The sequence below is a fragment of the Halovivax asiaticus JCM 14624 genome, assembly GCF_000337515.1.
In the GTDB taxonomy this organism is placed as follows: Archaea; Halobacteriota; Halobacteria; order Halobacteriales; family Natrialbaceae; genus Halovivax; species Halovivax asiaticus.
The window spans coordinates 38,635-56,989 of record NZ_AOIQ01000002.1 but is presented as its reverse complement, the minus strand read 5'-3'; the positions used below and the strand labels follow the sequence as shown (position 1 = coordinate 56,989).

Sequence of the window (18,355 nt, the reverse complement as noted above, 5' to 3'; positions counted from 1 at the left end):
ATGATCTGGGAAGTCTTCCGCCAGGAGAAACCCGGCGACTATCACACCCACTGCGGGAACGTCCACGCGCCCGACCGCGAGATGGCGAAACAGTTTGCGGTAATCCAACACGGTCGACGCAAGCCGACGGAAAGCCTCTGGGTCGTCCCACAGGAGGAGGTCGGCGAGGTCGACGCCGACGAGGTCGCTTTCGGCGGCACCACCGACAAGTCCTACCGCTGGGCGATGGCGTACACCTCCAGCACGGAACACGCGAAGGAGGTCATCGCCTCCCAGCAGGAACAGGAACAGGCAGAAGCCGACCGCCAGCGAGGTGATGACTGATGGCAGCCACCGAGATCGAACTCACACCCGACCAGCGCCTCGCGCTCGAAACCGAACTGCGCACGCTCGCCGACGACGAGTTCGTCCTCGCCGAACGCTACACCGAGTGGCAGGTCCACGCGCCGACGCTCGAATCCGACCTCGCGCTCGCGAACATCGCCCAGGACGAACTCGGTCACGCTCGCCTCTGGTACGACCTGCTCGAGGAACTGGGCTACGACGAGACCGACCTGCTCTGGGAGCGCGACCCCGACACGTTCCGCCACGCGACGCTTTCGGAACTGCCGTTCCCCGAGGGCGAGTGGGCCGACGCGATCGTTCGCTCGTATCTGTTCGACGTGGCCGAGGGGCTCCGCCTCGAGTCCCTCGAGGAATCGGCCTACCCGGCCATCGCGGACCGCGTGGGCAAGATCCAGCGCGAGGAAGGCTACCACACAGAACACGCCGAAAACTGGCTCGAACGGCTGGCCACCGATGACGAGGGAGGCGACCACCTCCAGGCCGCCGTCGACCGGCTCTTCCCACACGCACTGGCCCTGTTCGTCCCGACCGAGCCCGTCCCGTTCGGTGCTGAGACGGTCAGTGGGGACGGAGCGGGGTCCCAGTACACCGACACCGACGCCCTCCCCGACGCCGCGACCGTCGAGGAGACCATCGTCGCCGAAGGGTATCGGACCGACTCCCTCGCGACGCTCGGCGAACGCTGGCTCGACCGCGTCGTGCCGACGCTCGAATCCCACGGCCTCCGCACGCCCGTACCCGCAGACGGCGAAATTACGGACGAACTCGTCCCCGACGCGTGCGGTCGCAACGGGCGCCACACCGACGACTGGGACACCCTCTACGCGGACTTCACGCACACCTACCGCGAGCTCGGCCGTGAGGATGCGACGATGATCATGGACCGCCCCGAGTGAGTGACCGACCCGCAGCGACCACCCGACACAACCAACATACCACCGGACACGATCCACATCACCGGACACGAGCCACACACCACAATAGATGACATCCGAAACACAGCCCGAGACCGACGCCACGCCCTGCGGATACACCGAGTACCGCGAGGGTCCCGCCATCGACGACCTGCCAGCAACCGGTGTGGGCGCCACGGGGGTCGACGCCGCGGTCTGGGACGCCCTCTACGCGGTCGAGGACCCGGAGATGCCGGTCAGCATCGTCGATCTGGGCCTCATCTACGACGTCGGTGTCGACGACGGCCGCGCACGCGTCGACATGACGCTGACCTACAGCGGCTGTCCCGCCCGAGACATGCTCCAGAGCGATGTGCACGAGGCCATCGAAGCCGTCGACGGCGTCGACGACGTCGACATCAACCTCGTCTGGAGCCCGGAATGGTCCGTCGAACTGGTTACCGAGGCGGGCAAGGAGGACCTGCGAGACTTCGGACTGAGCGTCTAAGAGCATGAGAGGATTCGATCCCAGCGTGTCCACGAGCGGGGAGGAATCGGGCGCCGAGTGTCCCTACTGCGGCTCGACGGAGACCGAACGCGAACACCCGAAGGGCCCGTCGCTCTGTCGGTCCATGCACTTCTGTACCGCCTGCGAACAGCCGTTCGAGAAGTTCGAGTGAACGGCCCGCGATACGAACGGCAGGGCTGGTTGGGTGCCTAGCGAACACACGAAAACAGTCCGCCCGTGGTAATCACTCGATCGGCGGTGGCGTAGGCTCAGCTAGTACGAATCACGTTACCGACCACGAACCGACTTACAGCCGTGGATCAAGCGCGTCTCGTAGCCCGTCGCCGACGACCTTGAGAGCGGAGATCGTGACGGTCAAGATGAGCGCGGGAAATGCCGACACCCACCAGATATCGGACGCCGGTCGATCGGCACGAATCTGATGTTGTCCGGCGATCTGAGCGTTGATAGACTCACTGATCGTCGATCCCCAGGAGTACAGTTCGAGTTCGTGAAAACCGAGGAAGGCGATTCCCGCCTCGATCAGCACCAACAGGGCCAGCAACTGAAACATCGCAGGAACGACGGTGTTTGTCACGTTCGGAAGGATGTGCCGCCGAGCGAGATAGGAATTCGGCGCCCCCAGGCTCCTCGCGACGAGCACGTGGCCGCGCTCCCGCCGTCGCAACGTCTCGCTTCGGACGAGACGAGTAATACCGCCCCAGCTCAGAAGTCCGAAGGAGACCAGCAATAATAGGAGGGACGGGTTGAATATTGCGTATCCAACGAAGTAGAGAAGGATGGCTGGAATCGACATCTGAACGTCGATAATCGACATCAGGATGTCGTCAACAATGCCCCCGTGGAGACCGGTGACGATCCCAAGACCGGTGGCGATCGGGACGACGAACGCCGCCGTGAACACGGTAACGTAGACAGCGATTCGAGCACCCTCGATCAACAGATAGCCGAGGGGATAGCCGCGATGGTTCGTCCCGAGGGGATAGCTCCACGAGCCGTGGCAGCGACGGTCGAACGCGCCGCCGGTTACGTCCCCCGCACACTGTGGGGCCGTTAACTCGCCGCTGAACCCGATCGGAGGTTGAAACGCGTATCCGAAGTTGAGGCCGGGATCCTCGTAGACGATGGGGCCGAAGAGTCCGACTACGAAGAATACGAGCAGGTAGAGACCGGCAAAGATAGTGATGGGCCTGTTCTGAAGTCGAGTGAGGAGACGCCAGACAGCGTGACGATTGCGGGCAACCGGGACGACACCATATGCCACGAGGAAAACGACGCCGTACAGAAGCACCCACTCGACGAATTCCGGTCTCCAAGTGCTAAGCAGGGATGGGGCGACGGACAACTGGTCAGTTGCATAAAGGCACGAGAGCGTAACGTAACCGATTATCAGCGTTCCCAGCTCCCACGAAATCAGCCGTCGAGACCGGGAGATCGAGGACCAGTCGACATCCTCGAAGGATTCGGTAGTGCCGACGTCTTGCATGGACGCTAGTCGCAAACATAAAATAGAATATCATAAATCTATCTATACTAACGGACCCGGAGCTCCCCGGTAATGGGTCGACGACGGTAGATTTTTATCACCATGCGCGTAGATTAGTTGACATGGACGGGCCGGTGACAGACAGATCCGTGCGGCCGATCGGCCGGTCTGGAATGCCGACTGGTACATTCGTACCGCATAGACCATTGGGTCGACTCAGTTTCGAGTCGACGCCCGTCGACGTGTCTGGGGTGTTCACACAGGTAGCGTCCGCGGGCCGACGACCCGTACCGCAGACGCAGCGGATGGAGGCGGAAGTATGAGACAAACGACCCTCGTTCTGAAACAACTCGGTCTCGCAGTAACCGCCGTCTGGGCCGTAGTAACGGCCGTCTTCGTGTTGTTTACGGTTACGAGCGATTTCATGATGCCACGAGCGGGAGCGCGACCGCCCGGCCTCACTGGCGAGGGCTCGTTCTGGCAACAGTACGTCGACTGGCTCATCCGGATGTTCACGCTCGACTGGGGAGGTGCACAGGGCGGCGGACCGGCCGTCAACGAATACGTCTACACCCCTGGCGAGCCTGTTCTTCCACTGGTACTGAACGCACTCTGGCGAACGATGCAGTACGTCGGTCCAGCAATCCTCCTGGCCATCCTCTTGGGCATCGCCATTGGACTCTTCGCGGCCATCCGGCCCCGAAGCCGCGTGGCAAATGGTGGCGTCGTAGCGACGTACGTGTTGTTCGCCATCCCGAATTTCTGGATCGGCGGCATGCTCCTTTCGTATTCCATCTCGGGACGAATCCCCTACTCCTCGTTCCTGTTCAAGCACGTGATTCCCGTGGCACTCATCGCTGTAACGCTCACGGGGAGTTACGTGAGTTACGCACGCGCCCAGTCGCTCGAGTACGTTACGAGCGACTTTGTCAAGCTAGTCCGTGCCAAGGGAGCGACACGGGTACGCGTCGCGAGACACGTGCTCGCGAACGCGGCGATACCACTGCTATCGATGCTATTTACCGAAGCGCTTGGATTGCTCGTCCTCTCCGTCTTCGTCGTCGAGGTGCTGTTCGGAATCGAGGGGCTCGGCCTTCTGGTGTTCGGAGCGGCGAACTCGAAGGACGTACCCGTGTTGTTAGGCTGCGTGATCGTGATCGTCTTTCTGGGCGTGTGCGCGAACGCGCTCCAAGATTTCGCGTACCGAGCGCTCGATCCGCGAGTCGATACCGGTCGTCGGTGACCGCCTCGAGTCCCGGAACTCGGTTAGCTCCCGACTTGGATGATGCTCCGGAGCGGTAGAATAATGTTCGTGGACTAAGGAGATGAATCTGCATGGATCGTCGATCGTTCGTCGTCACCGTTCTCGGGCTCTCGACGGCCGGGTGCCTCGCTCGGGGCCAGAAGGAACGACGGATTCATCGACCGGTCCGCGAGTGGGAAGCGGATCCGACGTTCGATATGCACGTCGCGAGCGACGAGACGCTCGTCGTTCGGATCGATACGCGCAGAGTGACACCCGATTCCACCCTCGTTCAGGTTGCCGGTCCCGACGGTACTGGAATCGGGAAAGCGAGGCTTCGGGACAACGAGCCCAGGGCGACGTTTTCGATCGAAAATACCGGGACCCACCGCATTTTCGTGCGACCAGAACGCAACCAGGGCCGCGCCCGCGTCTGGGTCGAGATCACTATCGACGACGGTGATTGAATCCGCCGTTCAGGAGTGGGCTCACTCGATCGTACACCACATCGGATATCGATAGTCCAACTCGTTTATACGATAGGAACGCGCATGCTTCCGTATGGATCCGCAAGCATTCTTCGAGGGCATGCCGTTCGCATCGATGCTCGGGATCGACGTCACGGCGTGTGCCGACGGACACGCCGAGGGCGAACTCGAGATGACCGAGGACCTCTCCTGGAACGAAGACCGGTTGATGGCTCACGGCGGCGTCACGTTCACGCTCGCCGACACGGTCGGTGGCGCGGCGCTCGTCTCGCTGGTCGACCAGCCGGTGCCGACGATCGACATGCGTATCGACTACCTGAGCGCTGGCACGGGCGACCTCTACGCCGAAGCGGACGTCGTCAGGCAAGGCGGCGACGTCGGTGTCGTGGACGTCGACGTCTACGCAGCGGACGACGACACGCACGTCGCCGACGCTCGTGGCGTCTACAAGACCGGGTGACGGCCTTTTCCGCCGTTCAGATGCATTGCGAGTAATCGATTCGGTCGATTGTCGACTCCGCTGTTCGACCGATCCGAGAGCGATCGCTTCGGGTGACTACCGGTTGTTCGGATCGAAGGAGGCGCGAGAACTCGATTCGGCCGACTGGCGACGATGTACTGGCTACGGCGTTGGATGTGTAAAGTACTCACCGCCGGCAAAACGCGCGATGGTGCCGGCTACCGCCGAGCGGTGCTCACTGGTGCAGTTCGACCCGTCGATGGACGGTCAGCGCCCATGGCCGACGACGACGTTCGCCGTGGGATCGTACGTGGCGATTCCAAGATCGTCGAGCATCGGCAGGTCCGAGTGATGGAGCGAGATGGCCACGTCACGGCGGCCGTCCTCGCTCGCGTCGCTCCCGCCCTGTTCGGCGACGAGCATCCCGGCGAGTTCGTCACACGAGATCGGACCGTTCCGGTTCGCGAGAATCGCCAGCACGCGGCGCCGACGCTCCGACGAGAGCAGACGGTACCGTTCGCTGTCGGTCAGGTCGTTCTGTTCGGTCAGTTCGATCGTGGGGTGCGGGTATGCCTGTGTCATGGATATCGCGCGTCGTTCGGCGTCGGCCATCGAGGCGTCCCACCGCGAACGGGAGAGCGCCGACGGCCGAGCCACCGCGTCGGCGATGCGGGGGACGAGGGCGAGCGTGTGAACGCCATCCGTCGTCACCCGGACAACCACCGACGTACCTGGTACGAAGAACCGGACGACCCTAAGTGGCGAGCGCCAACAATTAGGCCTGTAACGATGTAACGATCCGTTAGAAGCGTTCGATTCGGACGATCGATTCAAACGGTAATGACAGTCTGTTTCGTCAAGCGTCCCGGCATCCGCCGGCGGAGGGTTGACGGCGGTTCCGCGCTTCCCGCACGTAATGGTGCCACCGGAACTGACGGACACACTTCGCGAGACCGTCGGGGCGTTCGACGATCGCGTCGAACCGCTGTCGACATCGGAGGTCGCGTCCCGACTCGATCTCGGCCGACGGTCGACGTACGAGCGGCTCGAGCGACTCGCCGATCGAGGCGTCGTTCGGACCAAGAAAGTAGGTGCGAGTGCCCGGGTCTGGTGGCGCGACCCGGAGGACGTCTCCGGGGTGTCGACGGCCGAATCCGCTCGGGACGACCCCGGCAGGTCGGTGCAGTTCGAGAAGTTCGTCGAGGCGGTCTCCGAGTACGCGATCTTCGCCCTCGCCCCCGACGGGCGCGTCCAGAGCTGGAACGAAGGTGCCGAGCGGATCAAGGGCTACGAGGCCGGTGACATCGTCGGCCGACACTTCGAGACCTTCTACACTGACGAAGACGTCGCGGAAGGCGTCCCCGAACGGAATCTGCGAGCGGCCACGCGGCTGGGCTCGATCGAAGACGAGGGGTGGCGCGTGCGCGCCGACGGCACGCGATTCTGGGCGAACGTCACGATCACGGCGATCCGGGACGACGACGGGACCCTCACGGGATTCACGAAAGTGACGCGCGACATGACCGAGCGACGCGCCTACGAACGTCGCCTCGAAGATCACGCCGAGCTCGTCGAACGACAGCGCGACGAACTGGAGCGAGAGCTCGACGCCGTCTTCGATCGGGTCTCGGACGGGGTCTACGGGCTCGACGACGAAGACAGACTCACGTACGTGAACGATCGCGCGAAGGCGATACTCGACGTCGACGAGGAAGACATCGGCGAACCACTCGTCGTGGTCACCGAGACGTCTCAGCAGTTCGAATCGGCACTCGAGACGGCCAGAGCCACACAAGAACCCGTCGTCGACGAGGAGAGACATAGCACGACCGAAGTCTGGTACGAGTACACGATCTACCCATCCGAGTCGGGCCTCTCCGTCTACACGCGCGACGTCACGGCTCGCAAGCGGAAAGAACGGCGGCTCAGAAAACGCGTCGAGCAACAAAACGTTGTGGCGACGATCGCTCGTCGAGCACTCGAGATGCACGACGTGGACGACCTACTCGACGGCGTGACGACGCTCGTCGCCGAGACACTCGACACCGAGTACTGCAAGGTGCTCGATCTGGACGACGATGGCGAGGCGCTCCGGTTGCGCCAGGGCGTCGGGTGGGACGACGGGCTCGTGGGCGAAGCGACGGTCTCGGCGACCGAGGACGACTCACAGGCGGCCTACACGCTCCGGACCGACCAGCCGGTCGTCGTCGAGGACCTGTGCGAGGAGACCCGATTCAGCGGGCCGGCGCTCCTCACCGATCACGACGTCGCTGGCGGGATCAGCGTCGTCATCGGGCCGGCGAACGACCCGTGGGGCGTGTTCGGCGTCCACGACACCGAGCGGCGCTCGGTCGACGAGACCGACACGAACTTCGTCCGGACCGTGGCGACCATCCTCGCGTCGGCGATCGACCGGGACCAACGCGAACGCCAACTCGTCGATCAGCGCGAACGGCTCGAGGCGCTCAACGGGCTGAACGAAGTCGTCCGGGAACTCACCGACGCGGTAATCGACCAGTCGACACGTCAGGAGATCGAGCGGACCGTCGTCGAACGCCTGGCGGCCGCCGAGAGCTACGAGTTCGCCTGGGTAGGGACGGCCGACTTCGACTCGAAGACCGTCTCGATGCGTGCTGAGGCCGGCGTCGAGGGCTACCTGGACGACAATACCATCTCGATCGACCCGGCCGACGAACGGAGTCGAGGGCCGACCGGGCGCGCGTTCAGAACTGGCGAGATCCAGGTAACGCGGAATGCGCGGGACGACGAGCGCTACGATCCCTGGCGAGGCACCGCCGAGGCCTACGACTTTCGGGCCTCTGCGGCCATCCCGATCGCCCACGAAGATACCGTCTACGGAGTGCTCAACGTCTACACGGATCGCCAGAACGCCTTCACCGCCGAGGAGCGCGCCGTCGTCGCCCAACTCGGCGAGGTGATCGGCCACTCGATCGCCGCCACGGAGCGTAAACAGGCACTCGTGAGCGACGAAGTCGTCGAGATCGAATTCCACCTGCCGGACGCGTTCGCCAAGGAGGATACCGACGTCGAGATGAATGGCAGCGCCCGGATCGACCACGTCACACAGGTGTCCGAAGAGACTTTCCAGCTCTACGGATCGGCGACCCCGTGCGCCGTCGACGGCCTCGAACGGCTCATCGAGACCACCTCGGCCTGGACGGACCTGACGATTCGAGAGGCCGGCGACTCGATCCGGTTTTCCGTACGGCTCACGGAACCGACGATTCTCTCGCTGATCGCCTCCCGGGGCGGGTACGTCGACGAAGCGGTCGTCGAAGATGGAGACGTCGGACTGACGGTGCAGCTCTCACCGCACACCGATATCAGAGCGTTCGTCGACGCGATGACGGACGGCTATCCACAGATCGACTTGCTCTCGCGAACGCAGGTCACCCGGGAAACGCCGTTCGCCGGTGACGGTGAACAGCCGCTCGATAGCCTCACCGACCAGCAGCGCTCGAGCGTCGAGGCCGCCTACTTCCGCGGGTTCTTCGAGTGGCCACGGCTGGCCTCCGGCGAGGACGTCGCCGACTCGCTCGATATCGCCCCGTCGACGTTCCACCAGCACCTGCGGAAGGCCGAGTCGAAACTCATCGAAGCGGCACTCACCGGGCCACGGTGAGAGGCGGTACCGTCGAGGAACGAACCCGTTCCTCGTGCCCCCATTTTTGCTTCCAGAAGTGGGACCGACCGAAATCGGATCCGACGGCTCACACAATCGGGCCCCATGCGCGACTAGGTATGGTCGATACCAGCGTCCCGCGACCATCAGTCGACACGGGAGCCGAGGCGTTTGTCCATCTTGTACCGACGCAGGCTGTACTCGCGCGCGTCGTACACCGCCTGTGCGGTCTCGTTCCGTTCGTTGACCGACAGTGTGGCGTACTCACAGCCGCGGTCCTCGGCCCACGACTCGGCTCGATCGAGGAGCGCCGTCGCGAGACTGTCGCCACGGTGAGACGGTGCGACGTAGACTTCCCCGATAGTCGCTTCGGGCCCGCGGGCGAACACGGGTGGAGTCTGGTCGGCCGTCACCCGCACGTACCCGGCCAGCTCGTCGTCGACCGTCGCGACGAAGATGGCGGTCGACTCGTCCGACAGTTTCGCCTGCCGGTACGAGTACGCGTCCGCCCTGACGTCCGCGGCGAGTTCGTTGTACGCGTCGAGATCGGCCATCTCGCGGGCGAACGGCAGCCAGAGATCGTCGATCAGTCGGTCGATCTCGTCAGCACGGAGCGGGCGAACGTTCATGGACCACGATACCTGCGACCGAGGCAAAAACTGTCCTATCGCAGATTCGGCGCGACCTCCTCACCAAGACGGGTCACACACTCCGTCATCGCTTCGGTATCGGTTCCGGGGTGGTAGGTGCGGAAGATGAAGTGGATGTCGTCGCCGAGGGCCTCCCGGTAGTCCTCCAGTTCCTCGGTCACCTGCTCGGGCGTCCCGAAGATAGCCTGTTCCTTGAGTTCCTGAATTCGCTCCTCGTCGAGCGAATCGACGGGGTCGCCGGAGAAGATCTCGGCGTAGCGACGCTGGATGAAGAGGTAGCCGTCGCGCATCGTCTCCCACGCGTCCTCGCGGGAGTCGCCGACCCACCCGTGCTGGAGCACGTAGATCGTGAACTCGCCGTCGATATCCTCCGCCTCGCGGACGTTCCGGATGTCCTCGACGCGCTTGCGAACGCCCTCGATCGACAGCGAGGATGGGGCGCACCAGCCGTCAGCGGTTCGTGCCGCCCGGCGAACGGCGGGTTTTGCCGCCCCGCCGAGCATCGTGGGGACGTGCCCGTCGTCGGGTTTGGGTGTGATCGAGACGTCTGTCGGTACGTCGTGGAACTCGGAGTCGTAGCCGAGGTCACCCTCGCTCCAGGCGCCATCGAGGAAGGAGCCGAGGTCGGCCAGCCGTTCGGCGCGTTCCTCCAGGGGAACGCCGAAGACGTCGAACTCCGTGGGGTTCGACCCGATCGCGAGCCCGAGCGTACTCCGGCCACCCGAGAGAAGATCGACCGTCGCGGCGTCTTCGGCGAGGTGGATCGGATCGTACAGCGGCCCGAGCGCCACGCAGGAGCCGATCTCGATCTCGTCGGTCACCGCCGCCATCGCCCCCAGCGTCGGCAACGTGCCGGAGAGGTACTCGTCTTCGAGGAAGTGGTGTTCGGAGACCCAGGCGCTGTCGAGCCCGACGTCCTCGATCGTCCGCGTGAGATCCAGGATCTCGTCGTACAGCTCGCTCGTCGGTCGGTCATCGTCCGGTCGGCGCTGGCCGGTGAAGAGGCCGGTCCCGAGTTGCATACGGGAGGGTTTCTCGGAGACCACTATACATCTCCCGACTCCGGTTAGCCCCGACGGGACCCCTCGGCGGCGGGAGCACGAATCCGGCTCGCAGTTGCGTCTGTGGGCGGAGCGGGCTCAGTAGTCGATCGTCGTGATCTCCTCGACGGGCCACTGGCTCAGGATCTCGACGCCGTTCTCGCGGACGACGACCATCTCCTCGACGCGGACGCCCTGCCGGTCGGCGGGTTCCTGCGTCTCGACGGCCATCGTCATGCCCTCCTCGATTTCGATCGGGTGGTCGGGCGAGAGGCCGCGCCAGATGAGCGGCACCTCGTAGAGCTGGAGGCCGAGCCCGTGAGCCCAGTGGTTGGTGGTCATCTGCCAGTGCTCGTCGGCGTCGTAGAAGTCGGCGTGCTCGCCCTCCATATCGGGAAAGCCCTGGGCGATCTCGTCCGTCGTCACGCCGGGTTCGATCCGTTCGAGCACGTCGTAGAGGTTGTCGCGCGCGGTCTCGTAGGCGTCCTGCTGGGCCTGGGTCGGCTCGCCCATGGCAAACGTGCGGTAGTAACACGAGCGGTAGCCGAGATAGCCGATGTTGTACATGTCGGCGTAGACCAGGTCGCCAGGCCGGATCATCCGGTCAGTGGTGTTGGCCTGGTGTTTCGGCCAGGTGTTGGGACCCGATGTGAGGTAGCCGCCGCCGACGAACGCGCCGTGGCGCCAAAGTTCGCCCACGGCCTCGCCCCACACCTCGTTCTCGCGCATGCCGGGTTTGGCTGTCTCCGTGATCTTCTGGAAGCCGGCCTCACAGATCGCGGCGACCATCCGCAACGCCTCGATCTCCTCTTCGGTCTTGATCTTGCGAGCGTCCTCCATCACGGCGTTGCAGGTCGAGACGTCGACCTCGACGCCGGCGTCTTCGAATCCGGAGACAAGGCCCGAGTTCCCCACGTCGAGACCGAGTGTCTCGTCCGCGACGCCGTACTCGTCCATGGCCGTCGTCACCGTCTCGACCATCGTCGAGATCAGGAAGCGACGCGCGGAGTCGCTGCCCGACGCGCGCGGAACGTTCCCCAAGCCGGGACAGGCGTAGCGGATGTCCTGCAGCCACGGACAGTTCGCGCGCTGGTTGCTCGCGTGATCGGCCGTGTCCCAGTGGACCACGTCACCCTCCTCGGTCAGCAGGGTGTAGTGGTCGGCACCGCTGCCGCCGGTCATCGCGAGGCCGGTGACGTAGCGGATGTTCGGATCCGAGAGCAGGAGCAATGCGCCGAGGTCGGTCTCCTGCAGTCGCTCCAGCGCGCGCTGTTTGCGCTCCTCGCGCAGCCGCTGGGTGTCGATGCGGCCCTCCCAGTCGACCGCCTGGGTTCCCAGGGTCCCCTCCATGAAGTCACGTTCGTGGAACGTCATTGCCATTCGAACCCCTCGCGGGACCGGACAAAAAGGCTACCGTTCACGAACCCAGCCCTGACGCGGTCGGCGACGGGTGCCGACCACCGGCGACGTGTGCCTCCGGCATCAATAAAGCAAAGGGACAGGGCTGTGCACGCTACGGCATGCACGACACTGGGGACCGATCCCGAGACCAGTGCGCGTCGTCGAACCCACTCGCTGGGGGACACCGATCGACCGCCACCAGCCAGCTATCGCTATCGAAGTGCACCAGCCAGACTGGGGTGATCGGCCGATGACCAACACCACCGCGGCGCTCGTCGAAACCCTGGACGATCTCGGTGTCGAATACATCTTCGGCTATCCGGGCGGCCGGGTCATCGAAGTGTTAGACGAGGTGCCGGATTCCCCGATCACGCTCGTCCGGCCGCGTGACGAGCGCGAGGCCAGTGTCATGGCCGAAGTACACGGACGGCTCACCCAGACGCCGGGCGTGTTGGCCGGACAGGGGCCGTGGATCGGCAGTCTCGGGGCGATCGGCCAGATGGAAGGGCGACTCTCTTCGTCGCCGATGGTGGCCATCACGGAAGCCTCCGAGCGTGGTGAATACTCGACGCTCGCGCCCTACCAGCAATCGCGCGGCGACTACGGGGGGCTCGACCTGCCGAACATTCTCGACTCGATCACCAAGGAACACTGGTTCCCCCGGACGCCGACGGAGACGATCCGCAGCCTCCAGCTCGCGTTCAAGCACGCGGTGGCCGGCCGTCCGGGCCCGACCGCCGTCATCCTGGACGGCGACGCCGTCCACGAGGAGGTTCCCGAAGACCCCACGCCGCCCGTCTGGGACGCCGACGAGCAGGTGCAGACATGGAAAGCGGCCCCCGCAGCGGACGATCTCGACGACGCGGCTGACGCGCTCGCCGACGCCGACCGACCGGTCATCATCGCCGGCAACGGCGTCCACGCGGCCCAGGCCTACGACGAACTAGAGGCGGCTGCCGAGGCCTACGACGCCGTCGTGGTCACCTCCTACCTCGGCAAGTCGACGATTCCCGAGACGCACGAACTCGCGGGCGGCGTCATCGGCTCGTTCAGCCACGAAGGGGCAAACCAGCTCGTCAGCGACGCCGACGTCCTCTGCGTCGTCGGCTGTCGGCTCAACCCGATGGACACCAACTGGCAGGCGCCCGGCTTCATCCGTCCGGACGAGCAGACGATCATCCACGCCGACATCGACGCACGCAACGCCGGCTGGGTCTACCCCGCGGACGTCGGCCTGATCGGTGACGCGACCCACGCGCTCACCGGACTCACGGAGCGGGCGGGCGACGACGCCGGAGCGGACCCCGATGCGGCGCGCGACCGAGCCGCCGACGCCCGTGCGGACTTCCACGCACCGGCCTGCGAGTCCGACGCCTCACCGATCAAACCCCAGCGAGCGATCAAGGAGATCGAGGCCGTCGTCGACGCCGGCACGATCGTCACCGCCGATTCGGGGAACAACCGGTTCTGGCTACTCAACTACCTGCAGACGCCCGGCGTGCGCACCTACTTCGGCAGCGGCGGCGTCGGTGGGATGGGCTGGTCCGTCCCCGCCGGCGTCAGCGCCGCGCTGACCACCGATCGGGACGTCATCTCCGTGGCCGGCGACGGCGGCTTCGCCATGACGATGAACTCCGTCGAGACCGCCGTCGAGTACGGCGTGGCTCCCACGTTCGTCGTCCTGAACGACACGAGCCTGGGCATGGTCCGCCAGATGCAGGAAGCCGACGGTGACATCGCCGGCGTCGAGTTCCACGACACCGACTTCGTGGCCGTGGCCGAAGCCTTCGGCGCGGTCGGTGAACGAGTGACCGCACCCGACGAACTCGCCTCGGCACTCGTCGCGGGGAAGGAACGAAACGACGCTCCCACCGTCATCGACGTTCGTATCGACCGCGACGAGGAGATGGAGGAAGAACTCACCTCGTCGTTCTACGACGCCGTCGGCGGCCTGCACGAGTAATCCGCGATTCGATCCCGCCGTCACCCGACGCCGCCGAAACACAACAGTGCTCGACACACGGAGACGGTCAATGGAGGCTACCTGGCCGCCCAGCACCGCGGCGACCCGCACGGTGGCGAACTGTAGGCAAATCGAACCGATCTGAATACACTTTTTACGGTGGAACGGATCGAGTCGAACGAATGTCTGACGAAACCGTACTCGTAACCGGCGGCACCGGCTTCATCGGCTCGTTCATCTGCGCCGACCTGATCGAGCACGGCCACGACGTGGTCGCGTACGACCTCTCGACGGACACCAGCATCCTTGCAGCGCTCGACGTCGCCGACGACGTCGAGGTCGTTCGCGGTGACGTCACCGATCCGACCGACGTGATCCGAACCGTTCGCCAGACGGGGACGACACGAATCGTCCACCTGGCCGCACTCCTGACGACGACGGCCCGCGAGAATCCGCGGGCGGCGATCGACGTCAACGTCATGGGGACGAACAACATCTTCGAGGCTGCACGCACGCTGGACGACCAGGTCGAGCGCGTCGCGTGGGCCTCCTCCGCGGCCGTCTTCGCGCCGCCGACGAACTACGAAGACGACTGGGTCACGGAAGACGACCTCGTCTACCCCGACACGCTCTACGGCGCGACCAAGGAGTACAACGAGCACCAGGCCCGCATCTATCACGAAGACTTCGGGCTCGACCACGTCGCCCTGCGACCGACGGTCGCGTACGGCCCCTACCGCGAGACGGGTGGTTCGGCTTTCCTCGCGAACATCATCGAGAAGCCAGCACTGGGGGAATCCTTCAGCGTCGAGTACGGCGATCAGGTCATCGACTGGCAGTACGTCGAGGACATCGCCCAGTCGTTCCGCCTGGCCGCCTTCGCCGACGAGTCCGACCTCTCCCAGCGGGTGTACAACGTCCGCGGCGAGGTCGCGACCATCCGCGAGGCCGCAGAGACCGTCGAGAAGATCATGCCTGACGCCGACATCACCGTCAGCGACGAGGGCGAACTACCCTGGACGCAGCAACTCGAGATGAGTGCGATCCAGGACGATCTCGGGTACGATCCCGAGTACGATCTCGAAACGGGCTTCCGGAAGTACATCAACACGCTCCGCCGCGACGCCGGGCTCGACGAAGTCTAATCGCAAGCCAGCGTCGCCTGTCGATGCGGAGCGCTCGCACGATGCGGCCATTTCTCGCAGACAGCGTTCGGACAAAAGTAAAACGGCATTGTCATCGGCTCCCTCCGTGGCGACGCTCCGTCCAGGTGCCGATCGGCGGGGAATCGGTCGCTGATGGCCCGTACACACGGATGTGGATGCTGTGGCGCGCGTGGTCGTAATCTATCATTCAACGATTTCGCACTCGTCGCGGCGAGACTGTTTCACAGACGACTTTTTTGTAGCCCCACAATTACGAAAGCTGTCTCCGCCCTCCCCATTGCTATGGGAGACATGCAACTGGTCGTCCAGCAAGTACAGGTCCCTGATTACCTGCAAGACCCGATCGCGGACATCGCGGTCTTCGTTCCTCGATTACTCGGCGCCGTCGTCATCCTGCTCATCGGCTGGGTAGTGGGCCGCGTCGTGGCCGGTGCCGTTCGCCGCCTCGCCGACGGGATCGAACTCGACCGGATGGTCCTCGAAACGCCGCTCGGGCGGGTCCTCGGCGGCACCGAGCGGGCGGTCTCGGGCGCGTTCGGCAAGCTCGGCAAGTGGTTCGTCTACGCACTGGCCATCCTCGCAGCGGCCAACGTGCTGGCGATCCCGATGCTGTCCGAGTGGATCTCGACGGCCGTCTCGTACCTGCCGGCCTTTATCGCCGGCTTGCTCGTCATCACGATCGGGTTCGTCGTGGCGGACTTCATCGGCGACGTGATCGAGCGCACGCGAGCGGCCACGGAGACGGCCTACACGAGCTGGTTCGCCAACGGCGCGCGGATCTTCCTCTACGCCACGGCGCTGGTCATCGGCCTGGAGACGATGGGGATCGACGTCGGTATCCTCTACGTGTTCGCTCGCGCGCTCGCGTGGGGACTCGCCGCCGCCGTCGCCATCGGTGCCGGCGTCGCCTTCGGCTGGGGCGGAAAGGATTACGTCGCCGAAAACATCGACAGCTGGATGGGGCGAACCGACGCGATTACGCCAGAAGAGTCGGCTGGTGGACCCCGATCGAGCGACCGACGCGGACCCGACCGCGAAACCGGACCCGGGGCCGAAGACGACTGACGGAGATTGTCGCAGACCCCCCGCGACACAGCCCAGGCGGACCACGGATCGGAAACATAGTCCGAGCACGCATCGCGGATTGATTCGTGGTGCCCGGCACCCGAACAGTCGATGTGTCGAACCCGGACGCACGTCGGCCCCGACTCACTCGGCGGGCGCCGGGGCTGGCCGTCGTGGCTCAGATTCCGTCTCGGCCGCTGGGAAGAGCGGTTTGACCGGGACGACAACGAACGATTTCACGAGCGCACCGTCGATGGTCCGCCACTTCTCGAGCGACGTAAGCGAGTGGGTGGGATCGTAGGTCGCTTCGATCCGATCGAGAAGATCCCGGAATCGGGGCAGAGCGAACCGGTCCGCGGAGACGGGATCGGAGACGACGGCCAGCCCGGACGATCTTGCGTAGACGTCGATCCATCCCTCGAAGAGGTGTTCCAGTTCGGTGACGTGCTCGGCAACCGGCCCCGTTCGGGAGTGGCGTTCGTCAGTGGGAAAGGAGACGTACACCTGATATCGATCCGGTTGGGCGCGGACGTCACGTTTCCAGCGCGTTCGCAGGAGGCGCCAGAGGCGAGCGCGCAAACTCATCTGAAACCCCCGGACTCGGTTTCGAGGAGCATCGGCGCCGCAACAACGGAGTGTGAGCAGGAATCACGGGTCAGGTACGTCGGTTCCCGTCGTGAATCGCCGTCGAACGAAAGGGCAGCCGACGGCCGGTCGAAATCGATTCGGCGAGGCACGGATGGGGTTCGGAACGGACCGGTAATACGTCCTTTGTTTGCCCATCCTCAGGAACACTGAACAGTCACGAAACGGCCTGTATCTTCGGTTCGCGGGAGTTATGTGTAATCGTTCACTACCAGCGTCTATGCCTTCCAGCGCTGGCTCGCCAGCCGTGTCCTCAGCTCTGTTGTCACGGGTGCAGTTCGTCGGCTCGATTTCGCTTACGGCCGCCGGGGTCGCGATCGCGGACGGACTCGCCCCGTCGCCGCGAACCTTCCTCGCGCTGGGCTTGCTCGCCGTCGGTGCCGTCGGGATTTCGCGCCTGGCCGCCGATGCCTCGGTCCGCGAACTGCACCGGGCCGCGTGGCGTCGCTGGCTGCTCGCAGTCGTCGGGTTCGTCCCGTACGGACTCGCCACCGCCCCGCAGACGGATGCCGCCGCGGCGCTCGGAAGTCAGTTCGGTGCCACGATCGGCGGGGTCGCACTCGAAGCCATCGCCGGCGCGCTCTTTCTCACGGCAGTCACGACGACGGTGATGGCCGCGCTCGCCCAGTACGGCCTCCACCCCGACGCGCCGACGCCGGAAGAACGCATCCTCGACGAGTCGTTCGACGACTGATGGCGTTCGCGTCAGACAGTGGTAATTCCGGCCGTCAGTGGCGATGCACTCACGTCAGGACGTCTGTGAATACTCTTCGACCCACTCCTGTAACGTGATGCCCATCGCCGCCTGCGTGATCGCGTTCGACGACGCGGAGTTCGCACTCTTGACGAGTTCGGCTTCGAGCGTGCGCGTCGGGACCTCGCCGAGGAAGTGCGGGATCGCCCGCTGCACGGCGAGCGGACAGCCGACTTCGTGGGCGAGCGCGTATCCCGAGATCGAGTGGGGCACCTCCTCGCTGACGTAGGTCGGGTTCGGTTCGTCGAGCAGATCGTCGTCGACGAAGTCCGGGTACTCGTAGCACTTGCCGACGTCGTGCAGCAGGCAGGCGGCGACGATGACGTCCAGGTCGGGGTCGGCGCCGTGGAACTCGCGCTGCTCGCGGGCGGATTCGACCGCGATCCTCGTCACGCCGCGGACGTGCTCGACGTTAGTCACCTCGTGGATGTTCCAGGCGTAGGGAATGTCCTCGATTTCCTGCCAGCCGCCGCGTTCGAGGCCGAGGGCCCAGGCCTCGACGACCTGCTCGCGGAGGTCGTCGTCTGCGATCTGCTCGAGTTCCGGGAACGCCTCGCGAACCTGCGCGTCGAAGTCGGACATGG

At 64.8% G+C, this 18,355-nt stretch carries 19 protein-coding genes; 12 read left to right on the top strand and 7 right to left on the bottom strand.

Going from position 1 to position 18,355, the window contains the following annotated elements; translation table 11 throughout:
- From paaB to paaE, 4 genes are all read left to right on the top strand, one after another.
- Positions 1–324, top strand: a complete 324-nt coding sequence (gene paaB / locus C479_RS00285) for a 1,2-phenylacetyl-CoA epoxidase subunit PaaB (RefSeq protein WP_007696230.1) — start codon at positions 1–3, stop codon at positions 322–324.
- Positions 324–1,241: a 1,2-phenylacetyl-CoA epoxidase subunit PaaC gene (gene paaC / locus C479_RS00280; protein WP_007696228.1), complete on the top strand. Its 918-nt coding sequence runs from the start codon at positions 324–326 to the stop codon at positions 1,239–1,241. The genes paaB and paaC overlap by 1 nt, the downstream gene beginning before the upstream one ends.
- 88 nt (positions 1,242–1,329) lie before the next feature.
- On the top strand, positions 1,330–1,746 hold the full coding sequence (paaD, locus tag C479_RS00275; protein WP_007696227.1) for a 1,2-phenylacetyl-CoA epoxidase subunit PaaD: 417 nt from the start codon (positions 1,330–1,332) through the stop codon (positions 1,744–1,746).
- Between the two features lie 4 nt (positions 1,747–1,750).
- On the top strand, positions 1,751–1,918 hold the full coding sequence (gene paaE / locus C479_RS16335) for a 1,2-phenylacetyl-CoA epoxidase subunit PaaE (protein WP_015300908.1): 168 nt from the start codon (positions 1,751–1,753) through the stop codon (positions 1,916–1,918).
- Positions 1,919–2,053: 135 nt separating this feature from the next.
- Here paaE and C479_RS00270 read toward each other — a convergent pair whose 3' ends face one another.
- The gene (locus C479_RS00270; protein WP_049906982.1) at positions 2,054–3,253 is read right to left on the bottom strand and encodes an ABC transporter permease; all 1,200 of its coding nucleotides are present in this window, start codon (positions 3,251–3,253) and stop codon (positions 2,054–2,056) included.
- Positions 3,254–3,572: 319 nt separating this feature from the next.
- Between C479_RS00270 and C479_RS00265 the strand changes: the two genes are divergently transcribed.
- The 3 genes from C479_RS00265 (at position 3,573) to C479_RS00255 (ending at position 5,444) form a co-directional block, all read left to right on the top strand.
- On the top strand, positions 3,573–4,496 hold the full coding sequence (locus C479_RS00265) for an ABC transporter permease (RefSeq protein ID WP_007696221.1): 924 nt from the start codon (positions 3,573–3,575) through the stop codon (positions 4,494–4,496).
- A 92-nt stretch (positions 4,497–4,588) separates the two neighbouring features.
- Positions 4,589–4,963, top strand: coding sequence for a hypothetical protein (locus C479_RS00260; RefSeq protein ID WP_007696219.1), 375 nt, complete (start codon positions 4,589–4,591; stop codon positions 4,961–4,963).
- 94 nt (positions 4,964–5,057) lie between these two features.
- Entirely contained in the window at positions 5,058–5,444 is a 387-nt protein-coding gene (locus C479_RS00255; protein ID WP_007696217.1) for a PaaI family thioesterase, read from the top strand.
- A gap of 267 nt (positions 5,445–5,711) precedes the next feature.
- Here C479_RS00255 and C479_RS00250 read toward each other — a convergent pair whose 3' ends face one another.
- The gene (locus tag C479_RS00250) at positions 5,712–6,155 is read right to left on the bottom strand and encodes a DUF7344 domain-containing protein (RefSeq protein ID WP_007696213.1); all 444 of its coding nucleotides are present in this window, start codon (positions 6,153–6,155) and stop codon (positions 5,712–5,714) included.
- Positions 6,156–6,360: 205 nt separating this feature from the next.
- On the opposite strand from C479_RS00250, the gene C479_RS00245 reads away from it, so the two are divergent.
- Positions 6,361–9,087, top strand: coding sequence for a bacterio-opsin activator domain-containing protein (locus C479_RS00245; protein WP_007696211.1), 2,727 nt, complete (start codon positions 6,361–6,363; stop codon positions 9,085–9,087).
- Between the two features lie 146 nt (positions 9,088–9,233).
- Here the strand turns inward: C479_RS00245 and C479_RS00240 are convergent, their stop codons facing one another.
- The 3 genes from C479_RS00240 to C479_RS00230 form a co-directional block, all read right to left on the bottom strand.
- Positions 9,234–9,716, bottom strand: coding sequence for a GNAT family N-acetyltransferase (locus tag C479_RS00240; RefSeq protein ID WP_007696210.1), 483 nt, complete (start codon positions 9,714–9,716; stop codon positions 9,234–9,236).
- Positions 9,717–9,751: 35 nt separating this feature from the next.
- On the bottom strand, positions 9,752–10,759 hold the full coding sequence (locus tag C479_RS00235; protein WP_007696208.1) for an LLM class flavin-dependent oxidoreductase: 1,008 nt from the start codon (positions 10,757–10,759) through the stop codon (positions 9,752–9,754).
- A 117-nt stretch (positions 10,760–10,876) separates the two neighbouring features.
- Positions 10,877–12,151 carry a M24 family metallopeptidase gene (locus C479_RS00230; RefSeq protein WP_007696207.1) on the bottom strand — a complete coding sequence of 425 codons (1,275 nt, stop codon included), beginning with the start codon at positions 12,149–12,151 and terminating at the stop codon, positions 10,877–10,879.
- 277 nt (positions 12,152–12,428) lie between these two features.
- On the opposite strand from C479_RS00230, the gene C479_RS00225 reads away from it, so the two are divergent.
- From C479_RS00225 to C479_RS00215, 3 genes are all read left to right on the top strand, one after another.
- Positions 12,429–14,141 carry a thiamine pyrophosphate-binding protein gene (locus C479_RS00225; protein ID WP_007696206.1) on the top strand — a complete coding sequence of 571 codons (1,713 nt, stop codon included), beginning with the start codon at positions 12,429–12,431 and terminating at the stop codon, positions 14,139–14,141.
- A 182-nt stretch (positions 14,142–14,323) separates the two neighbouring features.
- On the top strand, positions 14,324–15,286 hold the full coding sequence (locus C479_RS00220) for an NAD-dependent epimerase/dehydratase family protein (RefSeq protein WP_007696204.1): 963 nt from the start codon (positions 14,324–14,326) through the stop codon (positions 15,284–15,286).
- Positions 15,287–15,589: 303 nt separating this feature from the next.
- The gene (locus C479_RS00215) at positions 15,590–16,372 is read left to right on the top strand and encodes a mechanosensitive ion channel family protein (protein WP_049906981.1); all 783 of its coding nucleotides are present in this window, start codon (positions 15,590–15,592) and stop codon (positions 16,370–16,372) included.
- Positions 16,373–16,516: 144 nt separating this feature from the next.
- Here the strand turns inward: C479_RS00215 and C479_RS00210 are convergent, their stop codons facing one another.
- Positions 16,517–16,957 (bottom strand): hypothetical protein, encoded by a 441-nt coding sequence (locus C479_RS00210; RefSeq protein WP_007696202.1) that lies wholly within the window; start codon positions 16,955–16,957, stop codon positions 16,517–16,519.
- 307 nt (positions 16,958–17,264) lie between these two features.
- Between C479_RS00210 and C479_RS00205 the strand changes: the two genes are divergently transcribed.
- Positions 17,265–17,711 (top strand): hypothetical protein, encoded by a 447-nt coding sequence (locus C479_RS00205; protein WP_241430137.1) that lies wholly within the window; start codon positions 17,265–17,267, stop codon positions 17,709–17,711.
- A gap of 54 nt (positions 17,712–17,765) precedes the next feature.
- Here the strand turns inward: C479_RS00205 and C479_RS00200 are convergent, their stop codons facing one another.
- Positions 17,766–18,353: an HD domain-containing protein gene (locus C479_RS00200; RefSeq protein WP_007696200.1), complete on the bottom strand. Its 588-nt coding sequence runs from the start codon at positions 18,351–18,353 to the stop codon at positions 17,766–17,768.
- Between the last annotated feature and the right edge of the window lie 2 nt (positions 18,354–18,355).